Genomic DNA, 15,257 nt, shown 5'->3' on the forward strand with positions numbered 1-15,257 from the left:
AGTGTGTGCTTAGCAACCAACGACTATTGCGCGGGGAGGCCAATGCGACTGTATGACTCAAGCCTAGCAAAAATTTTCTGCGCTGCCAGTATCTTACTTCTTACTGGTTGCTCTGGTCCGTTTTCTACGTTGGATCCAGCGGGACCAAGTGCTCAGATGGTGAAAGTACTTTGGTACGCCATGTTTGGGTTTAGCGTGGTCGTTTCACTGCTTCTATTTGTGTGGTGGTGGCGCGCGATGCATAGAGACGGTGGTGATGAACCGCAAGAGCGGGCACAAAACACCCTCAAGCATTGGGTGTGGTTGGGCGGCATTGGCTTGCCAACAATTTCGATGACGTTGTTATTAGCCTTTGGTATCCCGTTTGGTCATCGTATGTTGCCCCATGACGATCCTAATGCGGTGCGCATTGAGGTGACCGCCCATCAATGGTTTTGGCGAGTGAAATACCCAGAGCAAGGCATTGAGCTTATCGACGATATTGTTATTCCCGTGAACACGCCGATTGATTTTCACCTGACCAGCGAAGATGTGATTCATTCATTTTGGGTGCCGCGCCTTGGCGGAAAACTGGATGCGATTCCAGGTCGTACGAACGTACTGCGTTTGCAAGCGGATGAAATCGATACCTTCCGCGGTACCTGTGCCGAGTATTGCGGTACCGCCCATGCATTTATGCAGTTTGAACTGCGCGCAGTAAGCATGGAGGATTTCCAGCAATGGCTAGCAGAGAATGGGGCCACCGAATCGACTGCGGAGGTGCACGATGACTAGCGCCGAATTGCAACGCCGCATGGCTGAAGTATGGGATAACTTGCCCGGTTGGGGGCAGTTAGCCGCGGTGAATCACACCTCCATCGGCCGTCGCTTTATGGTGACCGGAGCCATCTTCTTCTTGATTGGTGGTGTGATGGCCATGCTGATTCGGACCCAGTTGGCGCTGCCGAATCAGGATATTGTCCCCGCCGATGTGTACAGTCAGTTGTTTACCATGCATGGCACAGTGATGATGTTCCTGTTTGCCATTCCCATCTTAGAAGGCTTGGCTATTTACATGATTCCCAAGCTCATTGGTGCCCGTGATCTGGCCTTTCCGCGCATCAGTTCATTGGGGTACTACTGTTACTTGTTCGGCGGCATAATCATTATGTCGAGCTTGTTCTTTGGCATTGCGCCAGACTCCGGCTGGTTTATGTACACGCCCTTAAGTAGCGCCGAATTTTCGCCGGGGCCGGGTTCAGATTTCTGGCTACTGGGCATTACCTTCGTTGAAATTTCTGCCATGGCTGCTGGGGTTGAGTTAACCGTCTCTATTTTGCGAACGCGGGCTCCTGGCATGACGTTAAGCAAAATGCCGATTTTCTGTTGGTATATTTTGGCCATGGCGCTCATGATCGTCTTTGGTTTCCCGCCGCTGATTTTAGGGTCCGTGTTACTTGAGTTGGAGCGTGCTGCGGGCATGCCGTTTTTTGAAGTGGCCGGCGGTGGCGACCCTATTTTATGGCAGCACCTGTTCTGGTTATTTGGCCATCCCGAGGTGTATATCATTTTCCTGCCGGCGGCCGCTGTCATCTCTACCATTATTCCGGTGTTCTCCAAGCGCCCTATTATTGGCTACAAGTGGATTGTTCTGTCAGTCATTCTTACTGCCTTTATTAGCTTTGGTATTTGGGTCCATCACATGTTTACGGTGGGGATTCCCGCCTTGGCGCAAGCGTTTTTCTCAGTCGCGACCATGTTAGTGGCCATTCCTACGGCTATTCAAATATTTGCCTGGTTGGCTACCCTGTGGATGGGCCGACCCTCCTATAACTTGCCTATGCTCTGGGTGTTTGGCTTTCTTATCGTCTTTGTCTGTGGCGGCCTAACCGGGGTGATGCTGGCCTTGGTTCCCTTTAACTGGCAAGTACACGATACCCACTTTGTAGTGGCGCATCTGCATTACGTGTTGATTGGTGGCATGGTGTATCCGCTGATAGCCGGTATTTATTATTGGCTCCCTCAATTCTCTGGGCGCATGCCTTCGTTGCGGCTTGGCCGATGGGGCTTTTGGCTAACCTTTATCGGTATGAATACGACCTTCTTTATGATGCATCTTACTGGCCTGCTAGGGATGCCTCGACGCGTGTTCACTTATGAGTCGGGTTTAGGCTGGGACGGCCTGAACCTGTTGTCGTCGGTAGGCGGCTTTATCATGACCCTAGGCATTGGCTTGGTCTTGTTGGATATTCTGCTGCACTTTAAGTTTGGCAAAAAAGCCGAGCCGAACCCGTGGCAGGCGGATACTTTGGAATGGGCAACAGGGACGCCTCCGGTGTCATATAACTTCACCAGTATCCCGACGGTCAACAGTCGGCACCCGCTGTGGGATGATCCTAGTTTGCTGACGTCAATCGGGGACGGCGAGCACGGTTTAACGGAGATTCGCCATGGCCGCCGTGAACTCTTCGGCACCGAGGTGATGAGCGGAAAACTAAAAGCGATATTCCATATCCCAACACATTCTTGGTGGCCCTTACTGAGTTCGTTAGGCTTGGCGTTGGTATGCGTGAGTTTATTGGTTCGGTTCTATCCATTGGCTATTGTCGGCTGTGTTTTGGCAGCGATTTTCTTATTGCGATGGAGCTGGGAAAACGGTGCCCACCCAGCGATGGCACCACCCACTGACTATGACGATAACGAAGCGCCGTTGCATTCCCGAACCCATGACGGCCCTGGCCTGTGGGGGATGATCATTACGCTGTTGGCGGATGGCGCTTTGTATATGTCGTTGCTATTTGGTTGGCTGTATTTATGGATGGTGGCACCCGAGTGGAGCATGCCCGATACATCACCGCTATCACTGCCGTTACTGTTCACTGCTGGGGCACTGCTCACGATACTGGTGGTGTTTTATCATCTGCAAATTAAGCAGTTAAAAGCCGGGAATGTACGCGGATTGGAACGAAACTTAGGGCTACTCGGGATAGTCGGCGTTGTGCATACGGCTGTGCTCGTCACCCTGACGGCGGGCGCGCCTCTCGATTTGCAGGGCAGTGCCCACGATGCGGTTATTTTTGTGATGTTGGCCTACCTAATCTTCCATAGCGGCTTGGGCGCGATACTTACCGTAATGCAAGCGTTACGAGTGCGTTTGGGCTACGTAGGCAAACAATTCCCTTATGAACCTATCGTGTTGCGCCCGTGGTGGACGTACACCTTGGGCGTATTTTGGTGCAGTGTGGCAAGCTTTGTGCTGCTGCCAATGGTGTGGGGAAGCTAGTGATGCGCTTGTGGTATGCCCTATTGGCACTTTGGGTAGGGATGTTTCCTGCGCAGGTATGGGCGCATAACCCATTCACAAGCAGCGGCCAAGAACAATGGGCCGCAGGGCTTGCGGCGCTGTTACTGGCTACGTTCTGGGGCGTCTATCTGCTCGGTGCGCGGCGTACGTCGGTGAAGCCTTGGGCTTTTTGGTTGTTTCAAGGAACAGCGGTGCTCACCTTTATCACCCTGTTAGGGCCGCTCGATGATTGGGCGGAAACCAGCTCGGCAGCCCATATGACACAACACATGTTGATGATGGTGGTGATAGCGCCTTTATTCGCCCTCACGCGGCCATTACCACAGCTTTATGTGGTTGGTGGACGTTGGCTCAAGCAGGGGTGGCAATGGGCATTTAAAATTACCCGATATCCGATGTTTTGTGCCTACCTGCATGGTTTTATGATTTGGTTTTGGCATATTCCCACATTCTATATGCTGGCCATTGAGAATCCGTGGGTTCATGTGTTCGAGCATGCCTGTTTTTTAATTACCGCAGTATGGTTCTGGTGGTCTTGTCTGTATGCGTCTAAAGAGAAATCTGCGTTTGCTTTACTAGCTCTGCTATTCACCTTAATGCATACGGGTTTTCTCGGGGCATTGCTGACATTTGGGCATACGCCCTTTTATGGCGAGTCGAGAGACTTAGCCGATCAACAGCTGGCCGGCTTAATTATGTGGGTGCTGGGGGGCATTCCCTATATTTTAGCGTCTATATGGACGGGAATGCGCTGGTATCGACACCTTTCTCGCAACGTTTGGGCTTGAGCCGGCCACGCTTTTTGCGGTTACCGCTTTGCCGGCGGTCCGGCTATCGGTAAGGTATCTGCTGCCGCACTGTGCAGTAAATCGCGATATCCTTGTTTACCTTCAACGGGCGCTTTGAGGTATAAGGATTTCAAGCCTGTAATTTGATTTCGTCCGCGTGATTTACTGGTATACAAGAGCAAATCGGCGATACGAATCATATCTTCGAAAGGCGGGGGAAACTTCTCCATCCCCGGCGTGGCGGTATGCAGATAACCGCCACTTAACGTCACCCGTACCTTCTGTTCCTCACAATGAACGGGCTCCAAACTAATGGTATCGAGCACCCGCCGCGCCAGTGCCGGTAAGCCATCCATATTGAACTGAGGCAGGAACAGTAAGAATTCCTCACCGCCCCAACGGACCACCATATCGTCGTGGCGCACCAAGCGTCGCAATCGGTCACCCACTTCCATCAGCACCTGATCTCCTGCGTCATGACCATAGGTGTCGTTAATGTGTTTAAAATGATCGATATCCAACAGAAAAACCGCGTAGTGTGGGTTTGTGCTTGATAGGGTTTGCAAACGTGCACTCATGGCTCGGCGGTTCCACAAGCCCGTGAGAGGGTCTTGCTTACTTTGTCGCGCCAAATCACGATTTGCTTGGTTTAATAATCCATTAAGGCGGCGCACTTTTAAAAAGCCAAGGCTAATTAAAACGATTAAGCAGATCAGCAAAAAGGCGACCAACAACATAAAGCGCTGAGTACGTTCCCGCGCGGCAATATCTTGCTGCTGGAGGGCGCTTTCTTGTTCCAGCAGTCGAATCTGTAGCGATTTTTCTTGGGCTTCATATTGAATTTGAAGCTCGGAGAACACCCGATCGCGCTCCAACCGAAAGTGTTCTTCCCGCAACTGTGCCTGCTCTTTTAGCGCCGCCGCCTGGGCTTGATAGCGCCCTGCTAATTCGTTCGCATCGGCAATATGGGTAAGCAGGTTAGCAATTTGATGGGGGGCGGCAAAAGCGCGAAACGTCTGCTCAGCTTCTTGCATAGCAGCAAGGCCTTGCTCGTGATTGCCCTGTAATACGTCGATGTAGCCTAGATTAAACTCCATTACTGAGCGTTCATTGACGTTGTTCACCGATTCCGCCACGGCCACGCCAAGTCGCAAGTAGTGGGCGGCTTCGTCTAAGCGGCGTAGGTGCAACAAAGCGGCGCCGGCGTTGTTGTAACCGAGCATGTGAACACGGGTTGAGCCTTCATCGGCTGCCGACTCTGCGGCCCGTAAGAATAACTCTACAACTTCTTCCGACGGCCCATTTAAATTCTGCTCAGCATAACCTCGAATGAGCAATAATTCTGGTAACCGATGGGTTAAACCGTGCGTCTTGGCGTCTTCGATCGCGTTATCGAGCAATAAGCCGGCAGCTGCGTAGTTGCCTAATGACAGTTGAATTCGAGCAATTTGAATATTGAGGTTTTGCCGTCGACGTTGGGTATGAATTGAATCAACATCCGTTAAATACACATGGGCCGCTAGCAGATGCTCGAGGGCTTCTTCAAAACGTTCATGGAACTGGAGGCCGCGGGCGATGGTGTGGTGCGCATGGTAGAGCACTCGCGGGTTGTCCACAAAAGGCAAGTTTTGCTCTATTTGTGGTACCAGTGCGAGGGCTTGTTCAATTTCATTGCGCTGCAGATAAATTTCCGCGTTTACGGTGAGAAGATCCACTGTCGCGTTGCTATTGTCTTGGGCCTCCGCAAGAATGAGGGCCCTTTCTAATGAGGTTTGATACGTCATATCCTCGGGATTGTTTATCGCTTGCGCAATCAGTGAATAGCCTACAGCTCGGGCGTAAGTTTCAATGGCTTGATTTGGGTCGATCTGATTGACGATCTCATCGAGCCATTCGTAATTGGTGGGGGTGGCATTGCGCCAATCCATCTGATCTAGCTGATGCTCGATGTCGGGGAGACGCTCGGCATAGCTTGGACTCGCTGGAACAAACCAGAGCAAGAAAAAGATGCCAAAAAAGCACAGGCGAACCGTGTTCGTTGTGAACAGATCGTGATTTGGCATCGTGACTGACTTGGCACTGACCATACGTTACCCCTGTATTACCGCTGCCCGCGGTGACGCCTTATCCATAAAAGCGTTAGCAACATCTATTCAATGTTAGTAATAGATTGTTTATCCGAGTATGAATGGAGTTATCGGCCAATTCAACCGATGATTAAATTTACGGGTGTAGGTCAAAAATAGCCCACGAAATGTGGGCTATTTTTATCTAATCATGTGAGTGCTTACTCACCCCGATAGAACGCACGAAGGTCTTGCGCTAGTTGTTCCAATGATGGGTGGTGAATATACATCATGTGACCTGATTCGTAGTACTTCATGACCACACGATCGGTGTCCATGCCGTAATTACTAAACGAATGCTCGGTGGCAAAAAACGGGGTCGCCGCATCGTAATAACCGTTCGCAATAAAGATTCGGAAATCTTTGTTGCGCTGTTGGGTAATTGCAAAGTGCGGCGCGAGGTTGTGGAAGCCTTGTTGTTGACCTCGCGGCAAGCTCCAATCCCAGCCTGCAAACACCTGTCCACTCAAAATACGATACTCGTCCGTGCGATCAACATTGAGGTTATTTTTCAGGTGGTAATTTATTGCCGCGGTGTAGGCACCATCAATGCCATAGCCGGAAGGGTCAGCAATTGGGGTTTCGCCCGCGTCATCACTTTCAATACCGATAAAGCGTGAATCGAGACGACCAACCACTTGGCCTCGGTCACGTAGGAGCTCTCGGAAGAAACGGTGCGGTACAATACGTAAACGGGTTTGTTCAATATAGTCTTTGCTAAGCCCGGTAAAATAGTGCAACCGCTCAACAATATGGGCGTGTTCTTCAGCGGAGATGCGGCTACCTTTGAGCAGCGCTACGCTCAGCTCTTCTATCGCAAACTGGCGCGCTTCATCTAAAAACGGCTCCAGCGCATCCGGCCGATTGGGTAAGGCATCATGATACCAAGCCGTGGCTGCATAGGTCGGTAAATACATGATAAAAGGCATGTCATTGCCATGGGCTACGCGGGTTGTTTGGAAATCAACAATCGACGAAATCAAATGAACGCCATTAAAGGTCATTGATCCCCATCCTTGTTGCAGTTCGGCTAGCAATGCACCGACGCGGGCGGTACCGTAGCTCTCTCCCGAGAGATACTTGGGCGAGTTCCAACGGTTGTGTTTGGAAACAAACATGCGAATGAACTCTGCCAATACGCGGCCATCTTTCTGCACACCCCAAAAGTCGCTGTTACGGCCCTCACCAATGGCTCGGCTAAAGCCGGTACCAACTGGGTCGATAAAGACTAAGTCAGTAATATCGAGCAAACTATGCGGGTTATCGCGGAAGTCGTATGGCGCTGCGCCTGGATTCTCAGCATCGCTTGGCACCACAATTTTTTTCGGGCCATATAAACCGAGATGAAGCCATACGGACGATGAACCCGGACCGCCGTTGAATACGAATGTGATAGGGCGTTGATGACCATCACGCACGTCGGTGCGGAAATAGGCTGTCGAGAAAATACTGGCGATGGGGTTGCCGTCGTCATTGCGTATGATAGTGTCACCAGCTTCCGTGCGATAGCGGATGCGATCACCCTGAATGCGCACTTGCCCTTCGCCCGTCGCCCATTGCGACTGTTCAGCTTCACTCGCGGTGACGCTGAAGGAGGTGCTGGCCAGAAGCATGAGGCTAGCAAGCGTAATTAGAAAAAGACGTAACGGACCGAACATAGTCAAATACCTTGTGTGTTAATCAGACATTTACCCTAGCTTAGTTCATGATTAAACCCTAGTTAAACACGACCATTTTATGGCTATGAACGATAAGTTTCGATTTTTAAGCTTTCGCACGTATACTGGATTTCAATCACTTAGCGCTCGCGTCTATTGATTCCTATTTCGTGCGTAAGAAGCCTCAGCTTCGTTAAGGACCCATGACTATGTTTATGTTTCGGCGGACGCCCTCCAAGGGGCGACAATTTGTAGCCTTGCTTGGTTTTTTTGCAATTACTTATATCGTTGCTGCGATTGGTGCAGTGGGGTCGATGAACGCCCCAGAGTTTTATAATGACTTACAGTTACCCGCCTTTGCTCCTCCTGCATGGTTGTTTGGACCAGTATGGACAGTGCTTTACGGGATGATGGCCTTTGCGGCCTTTTTGGTGTGGCGCAAAGCAAGCTGGCGCGACGGTGATACTGCACTTACCCTGTACCTCATTCAGTTGGCGCTGAACGGGCTGTGGAGCTGGCTGTTTTTTGCCTGGTTCAGCGGCATGTGGGCGTTTCTCGAAATTCTCCTGTTGTGGGTATTGATAGTTCTGACCACCATCGCGTTTTGGCGGCATAGCCGAACTGCGTCGCTACTTATGCTGCCGTACCTCGCCTGGGTAACTTTTGCTGCGGTACTCACCTTTAGTATTTGGCGTTTAAACCCAGTCGTATTGTAATTCCCTTTCCTGTAATACCCCCTCGGTCGGTTCGACTGAGGGTCCCAATCCCCATCCTTTTCTAAAAGCTAAGTAAAGACGGCCTCGCTGCCTTTGCGTTTTTGCTAATACCCGTTATAAATCTTTACATAGAAAATTTATTTCCCCCAATATGTTACAAGGACAGGGAGCTCCAATGGCTATACCCGATATGTTAGCCATCACGATAAGCTTGTGGGCATTACTGGTGATTGCGGTTCTCTGGGAAGCATGGCGACACAAAAAAATTGTCGAGCAAATCCCAGTACGAATTCATGTGAATGGCACCCGCGGAAAAACCAGTGTTACTCGATTAATTGCGGCTGGTCTGCGCGGTGGTGGTAAACGCGTGTGTGCGAAAACCACAGGATCCGCTGCGGCCTTCACAGATCCAGAAGGACGTGAGTTTCCTCTGTATCGTGTGGCAGGTGCCAACATTATCGAGCAAATGCGTTTGCTCAAACGCATGGCGCAATTAAAGCCTGAAATCGTGGTGCTCGAATGCATGGCATTGCAACCTCACTACCAATCCTTAACTGAGCTGAAAATGGTTCGCTCTACCCTTGGCGTGGTCACCAATGCGCGGGCCGATCACCTTGATGTGATGGGCCCTGGTGAACGCGATGTGGCCCTCGCCCTTGCCGGCAGCAGCCCCGTAAATGGCGCGCTATATACCGCAGAGCAGGATCTCATTGATGTATTTGAAATGGCCTGTGCGGATCGAAAAAGTACCCTGCATCAGGTAACAGCAGATGAAGTGAATGCTATTGGCCATGACACTTTAAGCCAGTTTCAGTATTCAGAGCACGCCGAAAATGTAGCGCTGGCATTAAATGTTTGTGCCCACCTAGGGGTGGATCGCGACGACGCGTTGCGCGGCATGATTCAGTTGCAACCTGAGGCGGGCGGAATGCGCCTGCTACACGTGAATTACTTTCAACGCGACATTATTTTTGTCAACGCATTTGCTGCCAATGACCCGGAGTCTACAGGTCGAATCTGGACCGAACTGTGTGAGAAAGAAGGCGCTGATCGGCGCAAGATTGCTTTGGTGAACTGTCGCGCTGATCGCCCTCATCGTTCAATGCAAATTGCTGAGGCAATTGTGACTTGGCCCGCGGCGGACCGGTATTTGGTGATGGGTACAGGAACGTCGATTTTTGTTCGCTACGCAATGAAAGCGGGGCTTGATCCAAACAAAGTACTGGTGATGGAGCATGCGGACATGGTGGAAGTGACAGAAACTATTCTCGAAGAGAGTCATCGGCATGCGTTGGTCGTAGGGATGGCGAATATTCACGGCGGTGGAGAGGAAGTGGCGCGTTTCTTCCATAATCGCGCCACCATGGAGGAAGATTTGTGATTGCACTCAATATATTAGCCGTTGCCATTGGTATCGGCCTGTTTTTTACATTGTTACTGAGTCAGGTGTTTGGCTTGGCGGCTGGGGGCTTGGTGGTACCGGGCTATATGGCGCTGCAGCTCATGAACCCACTCAATATTGTGATTACCCTAGCGGCCGCCTGGATCACCTTCGCCATCGTGCGTTTGATTGCAAGCTACGCCATCATCTATGGTCGTCGCCAAACAATCATCATGATTCTAACCGGTTATCTGATTGCCGGGTTCTTCGATTTATTCCTCGGGAACTTGATTGCCTTTATGGATCTACAAATGGTGGCAGAAACCGGTGACGGCGAAGCAAAAGTGGCGCAATTAGAGTATCCGGTGGTGATGTCGGTGATGGAAAGCAGCATCATTGGCTACATTATCCCAGGTTTGATCGCGATTTGGTTTGATCGCCAAGGGGTTTTACAAACACTCTGTGGACTGGCTGTCACCGCGGTTTTGGTGCGGTTGGCGTTAATTGTCATTATGCCGGAAACCTTGGCGGCCTATGAGGCTTCACAAGCGTTTCGTGTCCCGGGCTGGTAAGGAGTAACCCATGAAGAATTATACCAAAATTTATTGGCGTTCATCTCAAGTACCCACGTGGGGCCTTGTCTTCTTGGCGCTTGCGGCATTGGCGATTTTTGCGATAGCAGAAGGGGTGCAAAAGCGCGATCCTGTGGTGGAAGAAAATTATGCCACCATGGTGACTGCTTCCCGCACCGTGCGCGACGCCATTGAAGTGCTTCGACCTATTCGCGGGCAGGTTCAGCCCATTAATCCTGAGTTCGACCCCCAGCGCTCCGGCTTAATTGGCACCGCATCGAGTATTGTAACCACCACCCGTGGCGGACTCGAATCAAAGCAAACCTCAGTGAACCCGAATTGGGCAGCCGTTGCGGTAAAGCTTCTGGCACAGGCGGGGGTTGAGGAAGGTGATTTAGTCGCGGTAGCCGTGTCCGGATCGTTTCCGGGCTTGAACTTAGCGGTGTACGCAGCATTAGAGGCGATGGGCGCTGAACCGGTCATTATCGCGTCAGGCTCGTCATCTCAGTGGGGAGCCAATGTTCCAGACATGCTCTGGTTAGATATGGAACGGGAACTGCGTCGTGCTGGAATCTTTTCATTAAAACCTATCGCAGCGTCGATCGGAGGAGTTGAAGATCGAGGCATCGATTTGCCGCAAGAAGGTGTGGCGAGTGTGCGCCGTAGCATTGAGCGTGCCGATATTCGTTTCTTGCAACCGGGGAGCTATCAAGAGGCGGTTGCTGATCGCATCGCCCTGTATCGAGAACATTCCGAAGGCCGCAAATACGCCGCCTTTGTTAACGTAGGAGGGGGTGCCACTATCGTTGGGCCGCCTGGTATTGATAGCCAATTCCGCTCTGGACTCCAATACAATGCGCCGGCACGGGCTTTTGCGGTCGATACGGTGATGGGCTATTTCTTACGTGAACGGGTACCTGTGATTCATTTTATTGGCGTGAATAATCTTGCGGAGCGTCATGGTTTGCCGATTGCGCCGGAAGAAGTGGTGCCGGTGGGAGCGGGTGGCGTCTACACGGCGAGCACCTACCGACGCGGCTTGGCGTTGTTTCTTGGCTTAGCGCTAATAGGGCTGACTTGGCTCATGGTGTATTCCGACGGTATTGGTACGTTCTGGCGCGGCAAAGGGAAAGGCGGCAAAGGCGTGCGCCCTATGGTTTAGGCCCGCAGCCAATAATTGCTAATCTAGGGCGCCCCTAGTTTCTAGTGTGGCGCCCCTGCTTTTTTGTACGATTTATTTATCCGCCTAAATGCATGGTTTTACCGTCTAACCCATGTCCCTTCGGACCGCGTTCGGTTTGCCATAACTTAAAGGCAAAGTAGAGGCCACAGGCAACCAACCCCGTATACACCCACATGCCGGGCGCGTAACCTGTGGGATTGAGTGGCCCAGCCTCATTGATATCATTGAGAATACCAATGGCTAATGGAACGACCGCCCACCCTACCTGCTGGCACAAAGTCATCATGGCATAGGCGGATCCCAAACGCGCGCCATCCACGATGTATGCCACTGAGGGCCACATCACCGCAGGAATTAATGAGAACACGGTGCCTAGCATAAAAATAACGATCATCAATGTGAGGGGCACAGGCTCACTGCCAATGAACGGGATGGTAAGTTGCACAAGTGGGCCCGGAGGCAAATAGGTCACCGCTAAAAATAGCGGCAGCATAATCAAGGTACCTACTGCCATAAAGAGCGAACGTTTGCCCACCTTGTCGACTAAGAGCCCAAATATAGGCGTTAGAATAATGGCAGCTACAGGAAGCATGCTGCTGAGCAATCCTGCGGCCTCCCGGCTGACCCCATGGGCTTGCTGGAAGTAATCAATAGCGAAGGTGCGGAACGGGAATATAGTGGCGTAGAACACCACACAGAGAGCGACAATATACCAATAAGACGCAGAGAACTTATACAGGCTCTTTACATCTAGTTTTTCCGTGGCACTGGGTGTGGCAAGTTGGAAACGTCCTTTTGCACGTTTTTCGGCAACCCAATAAAGGATAGCGGCGGTAACGGATACACAGGCTACGCCAGTGGCCAACCACAGCGGATCATGCCAATTGGCGTACAGGGGGCCGGCAAAATTGGGTGACCAATCGGCAGACGCAGTTCCTAGCCGGGAAATGGACAAGTTAATGCCGAAGGCAAAGCTCAGTTCGCGCCCTTTAAACCACTTGGCGAGTACTGTGGTGGCCGCCACAATCAGCGGCTCGGCTCCGATCCCAAGCAGGAAACGTCCGGCGAGTATCACTTCAAAGCGGGAGCTGATTACGGTGAGCACCGCCGCTAACAAACAGATCAGGGCGAAGACAACAATGGCGCGCTGTGTTCCCCAGCGATCGATAATATACCCCCCGGCTAGCAGCACCATGAGCGCCGCAATGTTATAACCGGTCGAGAGCCAGCCAATTTGTTGATAGCTGAAATCGAGCTGTGTACGCATCAGGTCGACCACAGGCCATAACGAATCGTAAACGTAATAATTGCCAAACATGGCGAGGCTCACAAAGAGCAGAACCGTCCAGCGATAAAGAGGACTAGGGGGCGGCAAATGCGCCTGAGAAGCATCGGTGTTATGCATAATTTATTGTTCTTTTAAAAGGTTAGATTGCATCATAACTCAGGGTTCTGAGGTCGTCATCCCCGCTGTCGTTTCACATTTGAGCCATCGGCGATTACACTTTAAAGGTAATTATCTGTAACTGACTGACGCAAGGAGTGAGGGTATGCGATTTTGGAAGTCTGCGCTAGCAAGCGCTTTGCTCGTGGCGATAGTAGGCTGCGCCCCGGCACCGGAGCCGGAGATCACCCCGGATTATTTTGAGCTTACCATTGCCCATATCAATGACACCCATTCCGCGTTCGATCCGGTTCGCAGTAGTTTTTGGATGCAAGATGAGCGCGTGTTTAATGAATTTGGCGGACACCCGCGGCTATTGGAGCGCGTTGAACACTACCGCAGCGAGGCTCAGGCCAATAACGCGAGCATGCTGTTTCTTCATGGCGGTGATGCGTGGCAAGGCAGTGCTTACTTTAAATTGAACGAAGGACGCATGAACGCGGATATCCTAAGTCGCATGGGCATTGATGCCATGGCCTTGGGGAATCACGAGTTTGACCTAGATAATCGCCGTTTGAACGAGTTTCTCGACCTGATTAATTTCCCTGTGCTAGCAGCGAATATTGATGCAAGTGCCGACGCGGATTTAAAAGATCAGAGCAATCTCAAACCTTATGTCATCTTTGCGTTTGATGGTTATGAAAAGGAACGCTTAGCGCAGATGCCGTTGTACCCCGATGGGCGTCGTATGGTTGCGGTGTTTGGTATTGCGCTTGACGACATGCCTAACATTTCACCCCATACCGGCGATGTTGAGTTTTTTGACATGGTGGAATCTGCCCAAGCAACAGTGGATAAACTAAAAGCATTGGGCGTTGAGAAAATTATTGCGGTGACCCATGTGGGCCACGCGGTCGACGTTGATATAGCCAGCCGTGTGAACGGTATTGATGCCATCGTTGGCGGCCATTCTCATACCCTATTGGGCGATTTCTCTAATTTAAACCTTGGTAATAACGGCACCTATGCCCAGCGCGTTGAGCATCCGGATGGCAACGGTTGGACCTGTGTGGTGCAAGCCGGTGAATATGCCCAAGCAATGGGTCGGGTGCGTTTACAGTTTGATCATGATGGCAATCTGCGTGCCTGTGAGGGCGGTAATACCTTGTTAAGTAATGATACCTTTTATGCAGCCAATCAGCGCACCTTGGATGATCGCTTTGACGCCATTACCCACGAGCGTATTGCAGATTTTATCGACCAGCAAAGTAACATTGCGATCGTTGCTGAGCATGAGGCGTTACGTGCGCACATTGATGCTGAATATAAACCTGACATGGAAGCGGCCTATGGGGATGTCATTGGTATGTCGCCTCAGGGCGTCCGGCACGTGCGTCGGCCTGGGGATGGTGGCAGTGATGCCCATGGCTCAGAACTGGCGCCCTTGGTAGCGCTAGGTCAATTTTGGTGGGCCAGTCAGGACGAAGTCGTTGCCTTAACCGGGCGCACGGTCGACTTTGCCTTGGTGGGAGCTGGTGGTGTGCGCGGCTCTCTGGCTGAAGGCGAAGTTCGCGAAGGGGATATCACGTTAGAACTCTTGCCCTTTTCAAATTATTTGGCGATTGTGCCACTCACAGGGGCCGAGGTGGTGCGGCTACTGACAGACGTCATCAATGAAACCTTACCGGAAGGTTCACACGCCGGGAAATTTCCCTATGGCGGCAATCTTCGCTATGAATTTTCCGAATTGGAGCCGGGTGTGCGCGGTGCCATCACCGCAATTGAGGTGAACCGCGGCACTATTGACGATCCAGAATGGGAAACCCTGGATCGGTATCACACCTATCAGGTCGTGATGAATGCGTACAATGCCACAGGCAACGATGGTTGGGAGGTGATGTATCACACCCAGCGCAATGACTCTGAGCGGATTGACCTAGCCTATGTAGATGGCGAGTTACGTATGTTCCCGGTAGAACGGATCGACCAAGATGGTAATCGGTTGCAGGTGATTTATGCGGATGAGGCGCTTAGTTGCGGTGCCGAAGCGGTGGTGTGCAACACAGATGCACAGGCTTTTGTTGAATTCATTCGCGACGTCTGGAGCGAAGTGCGGCCACTGCCCTATTGGTTAGTGACCTTGCATCGCGCAGAAGAATAAGTGCA

11 protein-coding genes are annotated in these 15,257 nt (G+C 51.5%); 8 read left to right on the forward strand and 3 right to left on the reverse strand.

Going from position 1 to position 15,257, the window contains the following annotated elements:
* Positions 1 to 42: 42 nt before the first annotated feature.
* From coxB to HXZ99_RS07655, 3 genes are read left to right on the forward strand one after another with little or no spacing between them, the layout of a single operon-like run.
* Positions 43 to 774 carry a cytochrome c oxidase subunit II gene (gene coxB / locus HXZ99_RS07645; RefSeq protein WP_194756699.1) on the forward strand — a complete coding sequence of 244 codons (732 nt, stop codon included), beginning with the start codon at positions 43 to 45 and terminating at the stop codon, positions 772 to 774.
* Positions 767 to 3,262: a cytochrome c oxidase subunit I gene (gene ctaD / locus HXZ99_RS07650; RefSeq protein ID WP_194756700.1), complete on the forward strand. Its 2,496-nt coding sequence runs from the start codon at positions 767 to 769 to the stop codon at positions 3,260 to 3,262. Before coxB ends, ctaD begins: the two co-directional genes overlap by 8 nt.
* 2 nt (positions 3,263 to 3,264) lie before the next feature.
* A complete protein-coding gene (locus tag HXZ99_RS07655; protein ID WP_194756701.1) occupies positions 3,265 to 4,071 on the forward strand; it encodes a cytochrome c oxidase assembly protein in 807 nt (268 codons plus the stop codon).
* Positions 4,072 to 4,091: 20 nt separating this feature from the next.
* Here HXZ99_RS07655 and HXZ99_RS07660 read toward each other — a convergent pair whose 3' ends face one another.
* Positions 4,092 to 6,158, reverse strand: coding sequence for a tetratricopeptide repeat-containing diguanylate cyclase (locus tag HXZ99_RS07660; protein WP_194756702.1), 2,067 nt, complete (start codon positions 6,156 to 6,158; stop codon positions 4,092 to 4,094).
* Positions 6,159 to 6,358: 200 nt separating this feature from the next.
* Positions 6,359 to 7,855 carry a S10 family peptidase gene (locus HXZ99_RS07665; RefSeq protein WP_194756703.1) on the reverse strand — a complete coding sequence of 499 codons (1,497 nt, stop codon included), beginning with the start codon at positions 7,853 to 7,855 and terminating at the stop codon, positions 6,359 to 6,361.
* Positions 7,856 to 8,064: 209 nt separating this feature from the next.
* On the opposite strand from HXZ99_RS07665, the gene HXZ99_RS07670 reads away from it, so the two are divergent.
* The 4 genes from HXZ99_RS07670 to pgsW all read left to right on the forward strand — a co-directional run bounded on the left by HXZ99_RS07670 (position 8,065) and on the right by pgsW (position 11,686).
* The gene (locus HXZ99_RS07670; protein WP_228517793.1) at positions 8,065 to 8,571 is read left to right on the forward strand and encodes a TspO/MBR family protein; all 507 of its coding nucleotides are present in this window, start codon (positions 8,065 to 8,067) and stop codon (positions 8,569 to 8,571) included.
* A 175-nt stretch (positions 8,572 to 8,746) separates the two neighbouring features.
* Entirely contained in the window at positions 8,747 to 9,952 is a 1,206-nt protein-coding gene (pgsB, locus tag HXZ99_RS07675) for a poly-gamma-glutamate synthase PgsB (protein WP_194756704.1), read from the forward strand.
* Positions 9,949 to 10,524, forward strand: coding sequence for a poly-gamma-glutamate biosynthesis protein PgsC (pgsC, locus tag HXZ99_RS07680; protein ID WP_194756705.1), 576 nt, complete (start codon positions 9,949 to 9,951; stop codon positions 10,522 to 10,524). Before pgsB ends, pgsC begins: the two co-directional genes overlap by 4 nt.
* A 10-nt stretch (positions 10,525 to 10,534) precedes the next feature.
* Complete coding sequence (gene pgsW / locus HXZ99_RS07685) at positions 10,535 to 11,686, forward strand: poly-gamma-glutamate system protein (RefSeq protein ID WP_194756706.1); 1,152 nt, start codon at positions 10,535 to 10,537, stop codon at positions 11,684 to 11,686.
* Between the two features lie 76 nt (positions 11,687 to 11,762).
* Here pgsW and HXZ99_RS07690 read toward each other — a convergent pair whose 3' ends face one another.
* A complete protein-coding gene (locus HXZ99_RS07690) occupies positions 11,763 to 13,112 on the reverse strand; it encodes an MFS transporter (RefSeq protein ID WP_194756707.1) in 1,350 nt (449 codons plus the stop codon).
* A gap of 145 nt (positions 13,113 to 13,257) precedes the next feature.
* Here HXZ99_RS07690 and HXZ99_RS07695 point away from each other — a divergent pair, with 145 nt between their 5' ends.
* Positions 13,258 to 15,252, forward strand: coding sequence for a bifunctional metallophosphatase/5'-nucleotidase (locus HXZ99_RS07695; RefSeq protein ID WP_194756708.1), 1,995 nt, complete (start codon positions 13,258 to 13,260; stop codon positions 15,250 to 15,252).
* The last annotated feature ends 5 nt before the right edge of the window (positions 15,253 to 15,257 follow it).

This window comes from Aliidiomarina indica (assembly GCF_015354615.1).
GTDB lineage: Bacteria > Pseudomonadota > Gammaproteobacteria > Enterobacterales > Alteromonadaceae > Aliidiomarina > Aliidiomarina indica.

Bases quoted from the DNA above. Each gene is read 5' to 3' on its own strand.
- coxB (WP_194756699.1), top strand. From the start codon at position 43: ATGCGACTGTATGACTCAAGCCTAGCAAAAATTTTCTGCGCTGCCAGT.
- ctaD (WP_194756700.1), top strand. From the start codon at position 767: ATGACTAGCGCCGAATTGCAACGCCGCATGGCTGAAGTATGGGATAAC.
- HXZ99_RS07655 (WP_194756701.1), top strand. From the start codon at position 3,265: ATGCGCTTGTGGTATGCCCTATTGGCACTTTGGGTAGGGATGTTTCCT.
- HXZ99_RS07660 (WP_194756702.1), bottom strand. From the start codon at position 6,158: ATGGTCAGTGCCAAGTCAGTCACGATGCCAAATCACGATCTGTTCACA.
- HXZ99_RS07665 (WP_194756703.1), bottom strand. From the start codon at position 7,855: ATGTTCGGTCCGTTACGTCTTTTTCTAATTACGCTTGCTAGCCTCATG.
- HXZ99_RS07670 (WP_228517793.1), top strand. From the start codon at position 8,065: ATGTTTATGTTTCGGCGGACGCCCTCCAAGGGGCGACAATTTGTAGCC.
- pgsB (WP_194756704.1), top strand. From the start codon at position 8,747: ATGGCTATACCCGATATGTTAGCCATCACGATAAGCTTGTGGGCATTA.
- pgsW (WP_194756706.1), top strand. From the start codon at position 10,535: ATGAAGAATTATACCAAAATTTATTGGCGTTCATCTCAAGTACCCACG.
- HXZ99_RS07690 (WP_194756707.1), bottom strand. From the start codon at position 13,112: ATGCATAACACCGATGCTTCTCAGGCGCATTTGCCGCCCCCTAGTCCT.
- HXZ99_RS07695 (WP_194756708.1), top strand. From the start codon at position 13,258: ATGCGATTTTGGAAGTCTGCGCTAGCAAGCGCTTTGCTCGTGGCGATA.